At 65.9% G+C, this 14,731-nt stretch carries 15 protein-coding genes; 13 read left to right on the top strand and 2 right to left on the bottom strand.

The genetic code is table 11. The features are described 5' to 3' along the window. The first annotated feature begins 4 nt into the window (after positions 1-4). The 6 genes from ARTSIC4J27_RS13200 (at position 5) to dapF (ending at position 5,700) form a co-directional block, all read left to right on the top strand. The gene (locus tag ARTSIC4J27_RS13200; protein WP_050055659.1) at positions 5-229 is read left to right on the top strand and encodes a DUF3046 domain-containing protein; all 225 of its coding nucleotides are present in this window, start codon (positions 5-7) and stop codon (positions 227-229) included. A 191-nt stretch (positions 230-420) separates the two neighbouring features. Beyond that, entirely contained in the window at positions 421-1,476 is a 1,056-nt protein-coding gene (recA, locus tag ARTSIC4J27_RS13195; protein ID WP_013600556.1) for a recombinase RecA, read from the top strand. A gap of 141 nt (positions 1,477-1,617) precedes the next feature. Continuing rightward, entirely contained in the window at positions 1,618-2,118 is a 501-nt protein-coding gene (locus ARTSIC4J27_RS13190) for a regulatory protein RecX (RefSeq protein WP_050055681.1), read from the top strand. 3 nt (positions 2,119-2,121) lie between these two features. Further along, positions 2,122-3,717, top strand: coding sequence for a tRNA (N6-isopentenyl adenosine(37)-C2)-methylthiotransferase MiaB (gene miaB / locus ARTSIC4J27_RS13185; RefSeq protein ID WP_407681133.1), 1,596 nt, complete (start codon positions 2,122-2,124; stop codon positions 3,715-3,717). Positions 3,718-3,719: 2 nt separating this feature from the next. Further along, positions 3,720-4,616, top strand: coding sequence for a tRNA (adenosine(37)-N6)-dimethylallyltransferase MiaA (miaA, locus tag ARTSIC4J27_RS13180; protein ID WP_050055658.1), 897 nt, complete (start codon positions 3,720-3,722; stop codon positions 4,614-4,616). A gap of 139 nt (positions 4,617-4,755) precedes the next feature. Then, positions 4,756-5,700, top strand: coding sequence for a diaminopimelate epimerase (dapF, locus tag ARTSIC4J27_RS13175; RefSeq protein WP_050055679.1), 945 nt, complete (start codon positions 4,756-4,758; stop codon positions 5,698-5,700). Here dapF and ARTSIC4J27_RS13170 read toward each other — a convergent pair. Continuing rightward, complete coding sequence (locus ARTSIC4J27_RS13170) at positions 5,672-6,295, bottom strand: class I SAM-dependent methyltransferase (RefSeq protein ID WP_050055657.1); 624 nt, start codon at positions 6,293-6,295, stop codon at positions 5,672-5,674. The genes dapF and ARTSIC4J27_RS13170 overlap by 29 nt on opposite strands. Before the next feature lie 427 nt (positions 6,296-6,722). Here ARTSIC4J27_RS13170 and hflX point away from each other — a divergent pair, with 427 nt between their 5' ends. Together hflX and ARTSIC4J27_RS13160 are read left to right on the top strand one after the other, a co-directional pair. Continuing rightward, a complete protein-coding gene (gene hflX, locus ARTSIC4J27_RS13165) occupies positions 6,723-8,303 on the top strand; it encodes a GTPase HflX (RefSeq protein ID WP_050055656.1) in 1,581 nt (526 codons plus the stop codon). Then, positions 8,296-10,353, top strand: a complete 2,058-nt coding sequence (locus ARTSIC4J27_RS13160) for an ATP-dependent DNA helicase (protein WP_050055655.1) — start codon at positions 8,296-8,298, stop codon at positions 10,351-10,353. Before hflX ends, ARTSIC4J27_RS13160 begins: the two co-directional genes overlap by 8 nt. A 55-nt stretch (positions 10,354-10,408) precedes the next feature. Here ARTSIC4J27_RS13160 and lexA read toward each other — a convergent pair whose 3' ends face one another. Beyond that, complete coding sequence (lexA, locus tag ARTSIC4J27_RS13155) at positions 10,409-11,143, bottom strand: transcriptional repressor LexA (protein WP_050055654.1); 735 nt, start codon at positions 11,141-11,143, stop codon at positions 10,409-10,411. 379 nt (positions 11,144-11,522) lie between these two features. Between lexA and ARTSIC4J27_RS13150 the strand changes: the two genes are divergently transcribed. The 5 genes from ARTSIC4J27_RS13150 (at position 11,523) to ARTSIC4J27_RS22940 (ending at position 14,730) form a co-directional block, all read left to right on the top strand. Next, complete coding sequence (locus tag ARTSIC4J27_RS13150; protein ID WP_050055653.1) at positions 11,523-11,879, top strand: LysM peptidoglycan-binding domain-containing protein; 357 nt, start codon at positions 11,523-11,525, stop codon at positions 11,877-11,879. Positions 11,880-11,948: 69 nt separating this feature from the next. Next, positions 11,949-13,067 carry a histidinol-phosphate transaminase gene (locus ARTSIC4J27_RS13145; RefSeq protein ID WP_050055652.1) on the top strand — a complete coding sequence of 373 codons (1,119 nt, stop codon included), beginning with the start codon at positions 11,949-11,951 and terminating at the stop codon, positions 13,065-13,067. A 60-nt stretch (positions 13,068-13,127) separates the two neighbouring features. Further along, complete coding sequence (gene hisB / locus ARTSIC4J27_RS13140) at positions 13,128-13,748, top strand: imidazoleglycerol-phosphate dehydratase HisB (protein ID WP_050055651.1); 621 nt, start codon at positions 13,128-13,130, stop codon at positions 13,746-13,748. Next, positions 13,745-14,572 (top strand): imidazole glycerol phosphate synthase subunit HisH, encoded by an 828-nt coding sequence (gene hisH, locus ARTSIC4J27_RS13135; RefSeq protein ID WP_235436666.1) that lies wholly within the window; start codon positions 13,745-13,747, stop codon positions 14,570-14,572. The genes hisB and hisH overlap by 4 nt, the downstream gene beginning before the upstream one ends. Before the next feature lie 17 nt (positions 14,573-14,589). Then, on the top strand, positions 14,590-14,730 hold the full coding sequence (locus ARTSIC4J27_RS22940; RefSeq protein ID WP_167344677.1) for a hypothetical protein: 141 nt from the start codon (positions 14,590-14,592) through the stop codon (positions 14,728-14,730). The last annotated feature ends 1 nt before the right edge of the window (position 14,731 follow it).

The raw sequence follows: 14,731 nt of genomic DNA, 5'->3' as shown, positions 1-14,731 counted from the left end.
ACGGGTGCGAATCAGCGACTATTGGCGACTTATGGACGACGAATTTGGCGCCGGCTACTCGCGGGTCCTCAGCAGCACCCTTGTTCTTGCGGGAGTGGGCGGCCGGACTGCGGACCAGGCGCTGGCCGCAGGAGTGGAGCCCCGCAAGGTATGGCTGGCGGTCTGCGACGTCCAGGACGTTCCCGCCGAGCGCCGGCTTGGCCGGGACATCAAGCCCCGGGCCGAATAGACCGGATCCGTCTGACACGCCGGGCTGTTGTTCGAATACCTGTTCGGGTAAAGCTATGCTTTTCCTAGCGGGTTATCCACATAGCCGCCGTCCTCCGGCCGGAATGTCAGTGGGTCCCATTAGCGTCAGAGATGACCAATAAACGGCCGCTGAGGCCACTCCAAAGCGAGAAAGCATTAGAGGTGTGAACCATGGCGGCAGCCCCGGATCGTGCAAAAGCGCTCGAAGCAGCGCTGGCCCAGATCGACAAGCAGTTCGGTAAAGGCTCAGTCATGCGGCTCGGTGACGAAGTCCGGGCTCCCATCGAGGTCATCCCTACCGGCTCCATTGCCTTGGACGTGGCACTGGGAATTGGCGGCCTTCCCCGCGGCCGCGTGGTGGAGATCTACGGTCCGGAATCTTCCGGTAAAACCACCGTGGCACTGCACGCCGTGGCCAACGCCCAGCGCCAGGGCGGCATTGCCGCCTTCATCGACGCCGAGCACGCCCTGGACCCTGAGTACGCCGCCAAGCTCGGCGTGGACACGGACGCGCTCCTGGTCTCCCAGCCGGACACCGGTGAGCAGGCCCTGGAAATCATGGACATGCTGGTCGGTTCGGGTTCCCTGGATGTCATCGTCATCGACTCCGTCGCGGCCCTGGTGCCCCGGGCCGAAATCGAAGGCGACATGGGCGACAGCCACGTGGGCCTCCAGGCCCGTTTGATGAGCCAGGCCCTGCGTAAGATCACCGGCCGCCTGAGCCAGACCAAAACCACGGCGATCTTCATCAACCAGCTTCGTGAAAAGATCGGCGTTTTCTTCGGTTCCCCCGAAACCACCACCGGTGGTAAGGCCCTGAAGTTCTACGCCTCCATCCGTATCGACGTCCGCCGCATCCAGACCCTCAAGGAGGGCGCGGATTCGGTCGGTAACCGTACCAAGGCCAAGATCGTCAAGAACAAGATGGCCCCGCCCTTCAAGGTGGCCGAGTTCGACATCATCTATGGCCAGGGCATCTCCCGCGAGGGCGGCATCATCGACATGGGTGTTGAGCATGGCATCATCAAGAAGTCCGGCTCCTGGTTCACGTACGACGGTGACCAGCTGGGCCAGGGTATGGAAAACTCCCGCCGGTTCCTCCGCGACAACCCGGAGCTGGCCGCTGAGCTGGAGCGCCTGATCAAGGAAAAGCTGGGCGTCGGTGTGAAGCCCGCAGAGGCCGAGTCCAAGGACTCCCCGAAGCTGAAGGCCGTTGACGGGTTCTAACTCTTGAACGGTACTGATGAAGCGCGTCCCCGCCGGTCCAGGACCGGCGGGCGGCGCGCTGTCTTTTCTGCTGATGCCTTCCAGGACGGGCCGGATCCGGACTCACCCGCCGCGGAGGACGCCGAGCCGGATCCCTTTTCGGTGGCCCGGAACATTGTGTACCGGCAGCTGGCCGCATCGGCGAAAAGCAGGCTTCAACTGGCCCGCAAGCTTGCCGAGAGGAACATTCCGGAGCATGTTGCCGAGGCGGTACTGGACAAGTTCGAGGAAGCCCGCCTTGTCAACGACGCCGATTTCGCTGACACCTGGGTCCGGAGCCGTTCGCAGTCCCGGAAGCTGGCCAAGGGCGCGCTCCGGCGGGAACTCGCGGAAAAAGGTGTCCAGCAGGAGGCCGCCGAGGCAGCCCTGGAGCAGATCTCGGACGCCGATGAGGAGGCGGCCGCGAGGAGCTTGGTGGAGCGGAAGCTGCGGTCCGGCGTTGACCTGGCAGACCGGGCAGAGCGGGATAAGGCCACGCGCCGGCTTGCGTCGATGCTCGCACGGAAGGGCTACCAGCCGTCGCAGGCCTTCCGCATTGTCGCCGAGGTCCTGGACGCCCGGGCGGCTCCAGATCATGACGAGCCGGTGAACCGGTACCCTTAACAGGTGAGTTTGACCATTCCCTCCCCACTTTCCGGCCCCGACGCCTCATCAGGCGGCGCTTCACCGGACCTTGACGCTGCCCAGGCTGTCGCCGCTCCGGACAACCTGGCCCCGAAGTCCCGCACCTACGAGGTCCGTACTTTCGGCTGCCAAATGAACGTGCACGATTCCGAGCGCATGGCAGGAATGCTGGAAAATGCCGGCTACGTGCCGGCAGACGGCGGCCAGGCTGACGTGGTGGTCTTCAACACGTGCGCCGTGCGGGAGAACGCCGACAACAAGCTCTACGGCAACCTCGGCATCCTCGCCCCGGTGAAGGCCGCCAACCCGGGGATGCAGATCGCGGTGGGCGGCTGCCTGGCGCAGAAGGACCGCGAAACAATCCTGAAAAAGGCTCCGTGGGTGGACGCCGTGTTCGGCACGCACAACGTCGGAGCCCTGCCTGCCCTGCTGGAACGGGCCCGGCACAACCACGAGGCGCAGCTGGAAATCCTGGAGTCCCTGGACGTGTTCCCGTCCACCCTGCCCACCAAGCGCGACTCCGTGTACTCGGGCTGGGTTTCCATATCGGTCGGCTGCAACAACACCTGCACGTTCTGCATCGTTCCGTCCCTGCGCGGCAAGGAGAAGGACCGCCGTCCCGGCGACATCCTCGCGGAGATCCAGGCCCTCGTTGACGACGGTGCCATCGAAGTCACCCTCCTGGGCCAGAACGTGAACTCCTACGGCGTGGAGTTCGGCGACCGGCAGGCCTTCTCGAAACTCCTGCGTGCCTGCGGCGACATTGAAGGGCTCGAGCGTGTGCGCTTCACGAGCCCCCACCCGGCCGCCTTCACGGACGACGTCATCGACGCCATGGCTGAGACGCCCAACGTGATGCCGCAGCTGCACATGCCGCTGCAGTCGGGCTCGGACAAAGTCCTGCGCGACATGAAGCGTTCCTATCGGTCCACGAAGTTCCTCGGGATTTTGGACAAGGTCCGGGAGAAGATTCCTCACGCCGCGATCTCCACGGACATCATCGTTGGCTTCCCGGGTGAGACTGAAGAAGACTTCCAGGCCACCCTGGACGTGGTGGAAAAGTCCCGTTTCGCCACAGCTTTCACCTTCCAGTACTCAAAGCGCCCGGGGACCCCCGCCGCCGACTTGCCGGACCAGATGCCCAAGGCCGTGGTGCAGGAGCGGTTCGAACGGCTTACTGCGCTGCAGGACCGCATCGCCGCAGAGGAAAACCGGAAGCAGCTCGGTCGCAGGGTGGAGGTTATGGTCACCGCCCAGTCCGGCCGCAAGGCCGGGGAAACCCACCGGCTCTCCGGCCGGTCCCGGGACCAGCGGCTGGTGCACTTCTCCGTACCTGACGGCGCGCCGGCACCGCGTCCGGGCGACCTCGTCACGGTCACCATCACGGAGGCTGCCGCCTTCCACCTCGTAGCCGATCCAACCCTTGAGGACTACAGCCTTCGCCGGTCCCGCGCCGGAGACGCCTGGGACAGGTCGCAAGCCGATTCCTGCGGCGTTCCCGCCCCGGGCAGCGGCAACGGCAGCGGCCGGACCGGGGTGTCCCTCGGAATGCCCTCCCTGCCCGTGCGCACCAGCTGACGGTGGGCACCCAGCCCGTTATCGCCGTCGTCGGTCCCACCGGCTCAGGCAAGTCCGACCTTGCCGTCAACCTGGCGCTGGAACTCGATGGCGAAGTGATCAACGCCGATGCCATGCAGTTCTACCGGGGCATGGACATCGGCACGGCGAAAATCAGCCTGGCCGAACGCAGGGGAGTACCGCACCATCTCCTGGACATCCTGGATGTGACCCAGGAGGCCAGCGTCTCCCAGTTCCAGGAGCAGGCGAGGGCCGCCATCGCGGATATACATTCACGCGGCAAACGTGCCATCCTTGCCGGCGGTTCCGGACTGTACGTACGGGCCGCGCTGGACGTCCTGGAATTCCCTGGAACGGACCCGGCAGTCCGGCAGCAGCTCGAGGATGACCTGGCAGCCCACGGTGCGGAGGCGCTGCTCGCCCGGCTCCAGGCCGTCGATCCGGTGTCCGCCGGCCGCCTCGCCGACAACCGGCGCATCATCCGCGCACTGGAGGTCCATCAGCTCACAGGCCGCCCGTTCAGTTCCTTTATGCCGCAGCGCGAGTACGTCCAGCCTGCGGTGCAGATCGGGCTGAGCGTCGACCGCGAGCAGCTGCGCGTGCGGCTGGCCCTTCGGGTGCACCGCATGGTGGACGATGGCCTGCTCGCCGAAGTTGAGCGGCTCGAAGCCCAAGGCCTCCGGCAGGGCAAAACGGCACCCCGTGCCCTCGGCTACGCACAGTTCCTGCGCGTGCTCGACGGCGGCACAACAGTCGCCGAGGCCGCCGAAGAAACCATCGTGGCCACCCGGCAGTTCGCCCGCCGCCAGCTCACCTGGTTCCGTGCCGACCCGCGCATCACCTGGCTGGACTGGCAGGACCCCGAACTGACGTCCCGCGCGGCCGCCCTCTGCAGCTAACGACCGCTCCGCAGCTAACGACCGCTCCGCACAGGAGTTTTTGTCCACATATGCAGGGTTCCAGCCGCCGGAAGCCAGCGTATCTGGACAAAAACTCCCGGTTTCGGGCCTGCCCTTCCCGGCCGGTACCCTTGACACCATGGATGCAACCCTTGCCGAGTCAACCGCGCACGCCTTCCGCACGCTGGGCGGGCTCCGCTTCTCCAAGGGCCACGGCACCGGCAACGATTTTGTCCTCGTGGCCGATCCCGAGGGCGAACACACCATAGCCGCTGAGCAGGTGGCCGCCCTGTGCGACCGGCACCGCGGCATCGGCGGCGACGGCCTGATCCGGGCGGTCCCGTCCCGATTCCTTCCGGAGGGCCGGGAACTGCTTGCTGCCATCCCTGATGCTGAATGGTTCATGGACTACCGCAACGGCGACGGGTCACTGTCCGAGATGTGCGGCAATGGCGTCCGCGTCTTTGTGCACTTCCTGCGCACGGAGGGCCTGGTTGACCTGCCCGACGGCGGCGCACTCACCATCGGCACCCGCGCCGGCGCCAAAACAGTGGTGCGGACAGGCGAGGATTACGCCGTCGACATGGGCCCGTGGGAGTTCATCTTCCCCGGCGAGGCTACCGCCAAAGCCATGGATTCGCTGGTGACGGCCGACGGGCTGGAAGTTCCCCGCCCCGCACTGTCCGTCAGCATGGGCAACCCCCACACCGTGGTTGCCCTCGCAGAACTCTCGGAACTGGCAGGGACCCGGCTGTATACGCCCCCGGCAGTGGACCCCGTCCCCGCCAACGGCACCAACGTGGAGTTTGTGGTTCCGTCCGAACCGCTGGTGCACAACGGCGTCGGATCCGTCACCATGCGCGTCCACGAACGCGGTGTGGGGGAGACGCAGTCCTGCGGTACTGGCGCGTGCGCCGCCGCCGTGGCCATCCGGCACTGGGCGGGAGCGGAAGCCCCCGACACCTGGCGCGTGCACGTCCCCGGCGGAGTGGTGGGCGTCAAGTTTTTCGCAGGCCCCGGCGGGCATGAACACGTCGAGCTCAGCGGGCCCGCCGTTATTGTGGCGACAGGGACGCTTTCCTGACCTTCAGGATCCGGAACGACTTGGAGGTTGATTCCCGGCTCACGGCAAAGGAATCATCCAGTTCCGCCGCGAGCCACCGCTGCAGCGAGTCCGAGCCAAGATTCTTCTGCACCACAAGCCAGGCAGTTCCACCCGGTGCCAGGCGGGGCAGCCACAGCTTCAGCAGGGAATGCAGCTCGTCCTTGCCGATCCGGATGGGCGGATTGGACCAGATAGTGTCGAAACGCACATCAGGATCCACGGCATCGGGTGTGCTGGCAACCACGTTGGACAGCCCCAGTGCCGCCGCATTCTCGTTGGTCAAGGCGATGCAGCGTTCGTTGACGTCCACCGCATAAACCTGCGCATGCGGCGCCTGCAGGGCCATGGTCAGAGCGATCGGACCCCAGCCGCAGCCGATGTCCAGCAGGTTGCCCGCGGGCGACGGGGCAGGGACCTCGGCGAGGAGCACCGCCGTTCCCTTGTCGATGCCGTCCGGGCTGAAGATCCCGGTTGAAGTCTGCAGCCTGCGCGTTTCCCCTGCCAGTTCAACCGTGAGCGGCTTGCGGGTAAACGGGCCGGCGGGGGATGAGCTGAAATAGTGTGCGGACTCCATAACTGGCCAGAGTAGTTCCCCTTGCAGCGTAATGGGAAACTGCGCAGGAGAGCGTCTGTTAGGGTAGAAGCCATGTTTCTGATCTTCGAGTAGCCGGCACGGGCCACGCCCGTCCCGAAGAAACTGTCCCACAGCGATGCAGGCATTTCCGCCTTCCGCCCTTGTGCACCGGACCGCGCCTTGCGCGTTCGCTCCGGCCGCCGGACACTACTCGAAAGTCAGCCTCCTGCTGTCCCTTTCGCCGATGCTCCGGCCCTTTCCTCTTCGCCGCCTTTTTCAGGGCGGCCGCCGCCCGCCGGAGCGTTTGCCGCCCGGCGAGACCCACCAGGAGAACCGCATGACCCCAGGCCGTCAGCCCAGCGCGAATACTTCCCCAAACACCAGCAATCGGCACTATTCTGGAAATGCCGAACCTTCAAAGGAGACCATGACCAGCCAGCCCAACACCGGATCCGATCCCGCCGCCCAGGACATGAGTCCTGAGGAAATCCAGGCTGTGATCGACCGGATTCTCTCCAAGGACGTACCGGCTAAGACCGTCAGCACGCCAGGCGCTACGCAACGGGGCGACGGTAAAGCGGTACTGGGCAAAGCCCAGGCCATCTCCCGCCTGGATGAAGAACATACAACCTACGACGGCGACCAGCAGGATCTCGAGGAACGCCGGGCCCTGCGCCGTACGGCCGGGTTGTCGACAGAACTCGAAGACGTCACCGAAGTCGAATACCGGCAGCTTCGCCTGGAACGGGTGGTCCTGGCAGGCCTGTGGTCCGAAGGAACCCTCGCCGACGCGGAAAACTCGCTGCGCGAGCTTGCCGCCCTCGCCGAAACCGCCGGTTCCGAGGTCCTTGACGGCCTGGTGCAGCGCCGCGACAAGCCGGACCCGGGAACGTTCCTTGGCTCCGGCAAGGCCCTGGAGCTGAAGGACATCGTGATGTCCACCGGCGCCGATACCGTGGTGGTGGACGGCGAACTGGCGCCGTCCCAGCGGCGCGGCCTTGAGGACATCGTCAAGGTCAAGGTGATTGACCGCACGGCCCTGATCCTGGATATCTTCGCGCAGCACGCGAAGAGCCGGGAAGGCAAGGCCCAGGTGGAGCTGGCACAGCTCGAGTACTTGCTGCCGCGCCTGCGCGGCTGGGGCGAGTCGATGTCCCGCCAGGCCGGTGGCCAGGTGGGCAGTGCCGCGGCCGGTATGGGTTCGCGTGGCCCTGGTGAAACCAAGATCGAACTGGACCGCCGGAGGATCCGCACGCGCATGGCCAAGCTGCGGCGGGAGATCGCCGCGATGAAGCCGGCCCGGGAGACCAAACGCGCCAACCGCCGTCGTAATGAGGTGCCCTCGGTAGCCATTGCCGGCTACACCAACGCCGGCAAGTCCTCGCTGCTGAACCGCCTGACGGACGCCGGGGTGCTGGTGGAGAACGCGTTGTTCGCCACCCTGGATCCCACGGTCCGGAAGGCCGAGACCGCCGACGGCCTCGGCTACACGCTGGCCGATACTGTCGGCTTTGTCCGCTCGCTCCCCACGCAGCTGGTGGAAGCCTTCCGCTCCACGCTGGAGGAGGTGGCGGACGCTGACCTGATCCTCCACGTCGTGGATGTTTCGCACCCGGACCCCGAGGGCCAGATTGCCGCAGTGCGCAAGGTCTTCAGCGAGGTGGACGCCCGCAAGGTGCCTGAGATCATCGTGCTCAACAAGGCCGACGCCGCCGATCCTTTTGTGGTGGAACGGCTGAAACAGCGCGAACCGCGGCACGTTGTGGTTTCGGCGCGCACGGGCGAAGGCATCCCCGAGCTGCTGCAGGCTATCAGCGAGGCCATCCCGCGGCCTTCGGTCAAGCTCGAGCTGCTCATCCCGTACGACCGCGGCGACCTGGTCAGCAAGCTGCACGAATCGGATGCCGAGATCATCAGCGTCGACCATGATGAAGCCGGCACCCGGGCAGTAGTCAAAGTCCGGGAAGGCCTCGCGGCTGAACTGGAATCTTTCGTCACCCATGACTGACGTCGTGGCTGACGAAGCCACAGCGACGCCCGGCGAGCAGTTCGTCATCGAGCTGCTCGACCGGGCCGTTGCGGGCATGGGCGGGCAAAGCCGAAGCGGCCAGCATGAGATGGCAAGGCAGGTGGCCCGGGCCATTGAAACCGGAGACCACCTGCTGGTCCAGGCGGGAACAGGTACCGGAAAGTCGCTGGCGTACCTCATACCCCTGATCGCGCATGCCCTGGAGAGCAACAAGCCGGCCCTGGTGTCCACGGCGACGCTTGCCCTGCAGACCCAGATCGTGGGCAGGGACCTTCCCCGGCTCCTGAAAACCATTACTCCCGCCCTGGACCGGCCCGTCAAGGTGGCGCTGGTCAAGGGACGGTCCAATTACGTCTGTGTGCACAAACTCGAAGGCGGTTTTCCCTCGGAGGAACCCTCCGAGGGCCAGCTGTTTTCCCTCGGGGAGGACACCAGCGTCCCGCACTTTGCGGCGGCCGTGGGCGGTCCCGCCTCCCAGCTGGGCAAGGAAGTGGTCCGCCTGCGGGAGTGGGCCGAAAAGACCACCACCGGGGACCGGGACGAGCTCCTGCCCGGCGTCACGGACCGTGCCTGGCGGCAGGTCTCGGTCACGTCCATGGAGTGCCTGGGCGCGCAGAAGTGCCCCATGGCGGCAGAATGCTTCAGCGAGCTGGCCCGGCAGGACGCCGCCGAAGCCGACGTCGTGGTCACCAACCACGCCATGCTCGCCGTCAGCGCTTTTGAAGGCCTGGCCGTGCTCCCGGAGTACGACGTTGTGGTGGTGGACGAGGCCCACGAGCTCCAGGACCGGGTGACCGGCGCTGTGTCCGGCCAGCTCTCGGTGGCCATGGTCCATGCCGCCGCTGCCGGTGCCCGCAAGCACACGGCCATCACGGTGGACGCGCTGAACGCCGCTGCTGCAAACCTGGAAGTTGCGCTGGCGGGAGTACCCAACGGGCTGCTGCCGAACGGACTGAATGATGAGCAGCTGGACTGCGTGGACCAGCTGCGTGAGGCCTGCCGGGCCGCCCTGTCCGATTCGAAAGGGGACAGCGGCGCCACGGCCGACGGCGGGAGGCAGCTTGCGCGCTCCCGGCTGATGGTCATCCTGGAACTGTGCGAACGGCTCCTGGCCGCGCGCGAGAACAGGGAAGTGGTGTGGTTCTCCCGCGCGAGCTCCTTTGACCCGCAGCAGGGATATTCCCAGCCGGATGAGTCGGCTCCCGCCTTGATCAACATTGCCCCGCTGTCCGTGGCCGGGCGGCTGCGTGAAGGCCTGTTCGCCGGACACACCGTGGTGCTGACCTCGGCAACGCTGGCCATCGGTTCGGCCTTTGAGCCCGCAGCGGGCGGCTTGGGCCTGGTGGGCGAGGGCGCACCCAGCTGGACCGGTGTTGATGTGGGGTCACCCTTTGACTATCCCAAGCAGGGCATCCTCTACGTAGCCGGTCACCTGCCCAAGCCCGGCCGCGGAGCGTCTCCCGAGTCACTGGCCGAGCTGGAAGCCCTGATCCGGGCGTCCAACGGCGGCGCACTATGCCTGTTTTCGTCCCGGCGGGCAGCGGAGGAAGCAGCCGACGCCCTGCGGCCAAAGCTGGGAATGACCATCCTCTGCCAGGGCGACTCCACCATGACGGCGCTGGTGAAGCAGTTCGCGGACGAACCCGACACCTGCCTGTTCGGCACCATGTCGTTATGGCAAGGCGTGGATGTTCCCGGCGGATCCTGCCGGCTGGTGGTCATCGACCGGATTCCCTTCCCCCGGCCGGACGATCCCTTGATGACGGCACGGTCCCGTGCCGTGGCGCAGGCCGGCGGCAACGGATTTATGTCCGTATCCGCCACCCATGCCGCCATCCGGCTGGCCCAGGGAGCCGGACGCCTGATCCGCTCCACCGGGGACAAAGGCGTGGTGGCGGTGCTGGATTCCAGGCTTGCCACCGAACGGTATGCCGGTTTCCTTCGCGGCGCGCTGCCGCCCTTCTGGTCCACCACGGACCGTACGACGGCGATCGCGGCGCTCGAGCGCCTGGCGCAGGAGAACGCCTGACGGAAACGCCTGCGCCTTGCCGGCATTGCGCTGCCGGCAAGGCGCAGGCCGCTGCCTACAGCGAGCGGAGTACTGAGACAACCTTGCCCATAATGGTGGCGTGGTCGCCCAGAATGGGTTCGTACTGCGTGTTCTGCGGAAGCAGCCACGTGTGGCCGTCGCGCTGGCGGAAGGTCTTGACGGTGGCTTCATCGTCCAGCAGCGCCGCGACAATATCGCCGTTGGCGGCATCCGCCTGGCGGCGCACCACTACCCAGTCGCCGTCGCAGATCGCGGCGTCCACCATGGAATCGCCGGCCACCTTGAGCATAAACAGTTCGCCCTGGCCCACCAGTTGCCGCGGGAGCGCCAGGACATCCTCCACCACCTGATCGGCCAGGATGGGACCGCCCGCGGCGATCCGGCCCACGAGGGGAACCATGGCGGTGTCCATGGCGGTGGGAAGTTCGGTCACCGTGGCGCTGCTGCCCGGCAGAAGGGCAGACGGCTCCGTTGCCGCCTTGGGTGCACCTCCATCCAGCGTCAGGGGCATCAACACTTCCATAGCGCGGGGCCTTTTCGGGTCGCGGCGGAGGTAGCCGAGCTTTTCCAGCTGCGAGAGCTGGTGGGTGACGCTGGAGAGGCTCGCGAGGCCCACGGTGTCGCCGATTTCCCGCATGGATGGCGGATAGCCGTTGTCATTGACCGAGCGCTGGATGGTTTCGAGGATCTTCTTCTGCCGCGGCGTCAGGCCCTTGGCGGTCTTCTTCGGTTGGGAGGTTGCCCTGCCCCCGGCGGCTGCTGCTGCCATATTCGCCAATGCCTTTCAGTTTGACCCGGCTTTTCGGCCCGGACCCGGAGTAGCCGCCGTAATTGTCAGACCCTGCTGATCAACTTCAGAGGTGGTTGTTCTTGTCTTCAAAGCTAGGCCAGCCACTTGGCATTTTCAAACATTTGTTCTAGCGAGTCTCGACAATATTCGTTGATAAGTGCTAAAACAGAGAAAGCAAAGTTCGAACATTTGTTCTACTCAGCGTAAAGGCGTTCGAAAGTCCGGACCAGTTCCGGGTGTATCGGCGGCGGTGGGGAGAACGTCGGGCAGCACGGTCAGGTCCAGGAGGGCTCAGTTCATGTCAGCTACATCTGCTTCACAGGGTTCACGTCCGCAGCTTCTTTCGGTGCATCAACTTATGTCGCAGCCGGCCGCCCGGCAGCCGGAGCGCCCTGCGCCCCTGCCGCCGCTGCGGCTGACCCGCCGGGGGAAGGTGGTCCTGATCGGCATCCCCCTGGTCCTGCTGGCGGCCTTGCTGCTCTCGTTGGCCGGCTTCTTCAACTCGCCCGCAAAGGCCTCGGAATCGGCGGCGGACCTTTCGGTCACCCCCACGGTCACCGTTACCGTGCAGCCGGGCCAGTCGCTGTGGGCCATCGCCGGAACCGTTGACCCCGGGCGGGATGCGCGCGATGTCGTGGCGGACATCGTGCAGCTCAACAACCTCAGTGCCGGCGCTGTCCACCCCGGCCAGCAGCTGTACGTGCCCACACGCTAGCTGCACGCTGAGCGCGAACAGGGCACCGTCACATTTTCCGGTCCCCTGCACGGGCACTAAACTGTTCAGGTGAATGACCAGCTAGAGCGCCTGAACCGGCTTCCCCTCCGCAGCAACCTTCGTGGGCTGACCCCCTACGGCGCACCCCAGCTGGATGTCCCCATCCTCCTCAACGTCAACGAGAACACCCATGGCGTGCCCGCGGACGTCCGCGCGGCCATCAGCGCCGCAGTAACGGAAGCTGCCGCAGGCCTGAACCGCTACCCGGACCGGGAATTCACCGAACTGCGCAAGGCTCTGGCGGAGTACCTGGGGCATGGCCTAGATGAGTCGAACCTCTGGGCGGCCAACGGGTCCAACGAGGTACTCCAGCAGATCCTCCAGGCTTTCGGCGGACCCGGCCGCACTGCACTGGGCTTCCCGCCCACGTACTCCATGTACCCGCTTCTGGCCAGCGGCACGGACACTGAATACATCGTGGGCTACCGGGCGGAGGGCTACGGCCTCAGCGCCGAATCGGCCGCCCTGCAGGTCAAGGAACTGCAGCCCAATATTGTTTTCCTCTGCTCTCCGAACAACCCCACCGGAACCGGCCTGGGGCTCGATGTTGTGGAGGCCGTGTACGAGGCCGGCGAGGCCAGCCAGACGATCGTCATCGTGGACGAGGCGTACCACGAGTTCGCCCATGACGGAACGCCCAGCGCGCTCACGCTCCTGCCTGGCCGTGAACGGCTCATTGTTTCGCGCACCATGAGCAAGGCTTTCGCCCTGGCGGGGGCCCGTCTCGGTTACATGGCCGCGGCGCCCGAAGTCACCGATGCGCTGCGGTTGGTCCGGCTCCCGTACCACCTTTCCGCCATCACGCAGGCCACCGCGCTGGCAGCACTTCAGCACCGCGAAGCCTTGATGGCGGACGTTGAGGACATCAAGCAACAGCGCGACCGGATTGTGGCGGAGCTGACCAGGATGGGGCTGAAGCCCGCCGCCTCGGATTCCAACTACGTGTTCTTCGGCGGGCTCGAGAACCCGCACCAGGTCTGGCAGGAACTGCTGGACGCCGGTGTGTTGATCCGAGACGTTGGAATCCCGGGGCACCTTCGCGTCACCGCGGGCACTGAGGCGGAAACCACAGCCTTCCTCAGGGCCCTGGAAAGCATCCTTGCCAGCCAGTCGAAGCTTCCCGCCTAGACTGGAAGTACCGGCGCTGGACGCCTTGAACCACTCCTTCTTCCCAAAGGACACTTGACCATGAGTTCCACCGGATCCACTGCGGCCAGGACGGCCCGCATGGAGCGTGCCACCAGCGAGTCTTCCGTGCTCGTGGAGATCAACCTCGACGGTACCGGCGTCTCGGACATCGATACCTCGGTGCCGTTCTACGACCACATGCTCACCGCGCTCTGCAAGCACTCGCTCATCGACCTGACGGTCAAGGCCACCGGGGACACCCACATCGACGTCCACCACACCGTCGAGGACGTTGCCATCACGTTTGGGGAAGTGCTGCGCACCGCCCTTGGCAACAAAGCGGGAATCCGCCGCTTCGGTGAAGCCACCGTGCCCCTGGATGAAGCTCTGGCCCACGCCGTCGTCGACGTTTCCGGCCGCCCGTACCTGGTGCACGGCGGGGAACCCGCAGGCCAGGAATACCACCTGATCGGCGGGCACTTCACCGGCTCGCTGACCCGCCACGTCTTTGAAGCGATCACCCTGCACGCGGGGATCTGCCTCCACATGAACGTAATCGCGGGCAGGGATCCGCACCACATCGTCGAAGCCCAGTTCAAGGCATTCGCCCGTGCCCTCCGCGCTGCCGTTGAGTCCGACCCCCGCGTCGAAGGTATTCCCTCCACCAAGGGTGCGCTGTGAGCGGCCAGGTCCTGCGCGACGGCGCCATCATCGACCCCTCAGCTTCACAGAAGCTGCCGTCCCCCGAGGGGAAACCCACTGTGACGGTGCTGGACTACGGCTCCGGGAACGTCCGCTCGGCAGTCCGTGCCCTGGAGCGCGCAGGCGCCGAGGTAATCCTCAGCGCCAAGCCCGAGGACGTCCTGAACGCTGACGGCCTGGTGGTCCCCGGGGTCGGCGCGTTTGAAACCGTTATGCGTGAGCTCAAGGCTGTGGACGGCATCCGCCTCATCGGCCGCCGCGTCGCCGGAGGACGTCCGGTCCTGGGGATCTGCGTAGGCCTCCAGGTGCTGTTCGAAGCCGGCGTGGAACACGGCACCGAAGCTGAAGGCATCGGCGAATGGCCCGGAAAGGTGGAACTCCTTCCCGCGGAGGTGGTTCCGCACATGGGCTGGAACACTGTCAAGGTGCCGGAGGGCTCAAAGCTTTTTGCCGGCATCGAAAACGAGCGGTTCTACTTCGTGCACTCCTACGGCGTGCAGGAATGGAACTTCGATGTTGTCCAGCCGCGGATGGCCGCGCCGCTGGTCACCTGGTCCGAGCACGGCGCTCCGTTTATCGCCGCTGTGGAGAACGGTCCGCTCTGCGCAACCCAGTTCCACCCGGAAAAGTCCGGCGACGCCGGCGCGCAGCTTCTCCGCAACTGGGTGGAAGCCCTCCGCCGGCCGGCTGAGGCAGGCAATGCCGGCGCAGCCACCCCGGAGGCAGGCCACCCGGTGCCTGGCGTCGAAACTCCTGGCGTCGAAACTCCCGACGCCGAAACTCCTTCCGGCGGCGGCGCCTAGTGTGGTCTGTCCTGCTGATGGGACTCGCCGGCCTGCTCATCGGCGGCGGCATCTCGTTCCGGCAGCAGCACAAACCGCTCTGGACCCAGGTTTCCTTCTACGTCCTGGCGGGCATGGCACTGCTCGCCGCCTATCTGCTGACGCTGCCGGCAAACTAGC

It is taken from the genome of Pseudarthrobacter siccitolerans (assembly GCF_001046895.1).
GTDB classification, from domain to species: Bacteria; Actinomycetota; Actinomycetes; order Actinomycetales; family Micrococcaceae; genus Arthrobacter; species Arthrobacter siccitolerans.
Note: the sequence above shows the minus strand (reverse complement) of the source record. Positions and strands in the feature narration are given on the sequence as shown.

Coding starts and splice junctions, on each gene's coding strand:
- recA (WP_013600556.1), top strand. CDS start 421: ATGGCGGCAGCCCCGGATCGTGCAAAAGCGCTCGAAGCAGCGCTGGCC.
- dapF (WP_050055679.1), top strand. CDS start 4,756: ATGGATGCAACCCTTGCCGAGTCAACCGCGCACGCCTTCCGCACGCTG.
- ARTSIC4J27_RS13170 (WP_050055657.1), bottom strand. CDS start 6,295: ATGGAGTCCGCACACTATTTCAGCTCATCCCCCGCCGGCCCGTTTACC.
- hflX (WP_050055656.1), top strand. CDS start 6,723: ATGACCAGCCAGCCCAACACCGGATCCGATCCCGCCGCCCAGGACATG.
- ARTSIC4J27_RS13160 (WP_050055655.1), top strand. CDS start 8,296: ATGACTGACGTCGTGGCTGACGAAGCCACAGCGACGCCCGGCGAGCAG.
- lexA (WP_050055654.1), bottom strand. CDS start 11,143: ATGGCAGCAGCAGCCGCCGGGGGCAGGGCAACCTCCCAACCGAAGAAG.
- ARTSIC4J27_RS13150 (WP_050055653.1), top strand. CDS start 11,523: ATGTCGCAGCCGGCCGCCCGGCAGCCGGAGCGCCCTGCGCCCCTGCCG.
- hisB (WP_050055651.1), top strand. CDS start 13,128: ATGAGTTCCACCGGATCCACTGCGGCCAGGACGGCCCGCATGGAGCGT.
- ARTSIC4J27_RS22940 (WP_167344677.1), top strand. CDS start 14,590: ATGGGACTCGCCGGCCTGCTCATCGGCGGCGGCATCTCGTTCCGGCAG.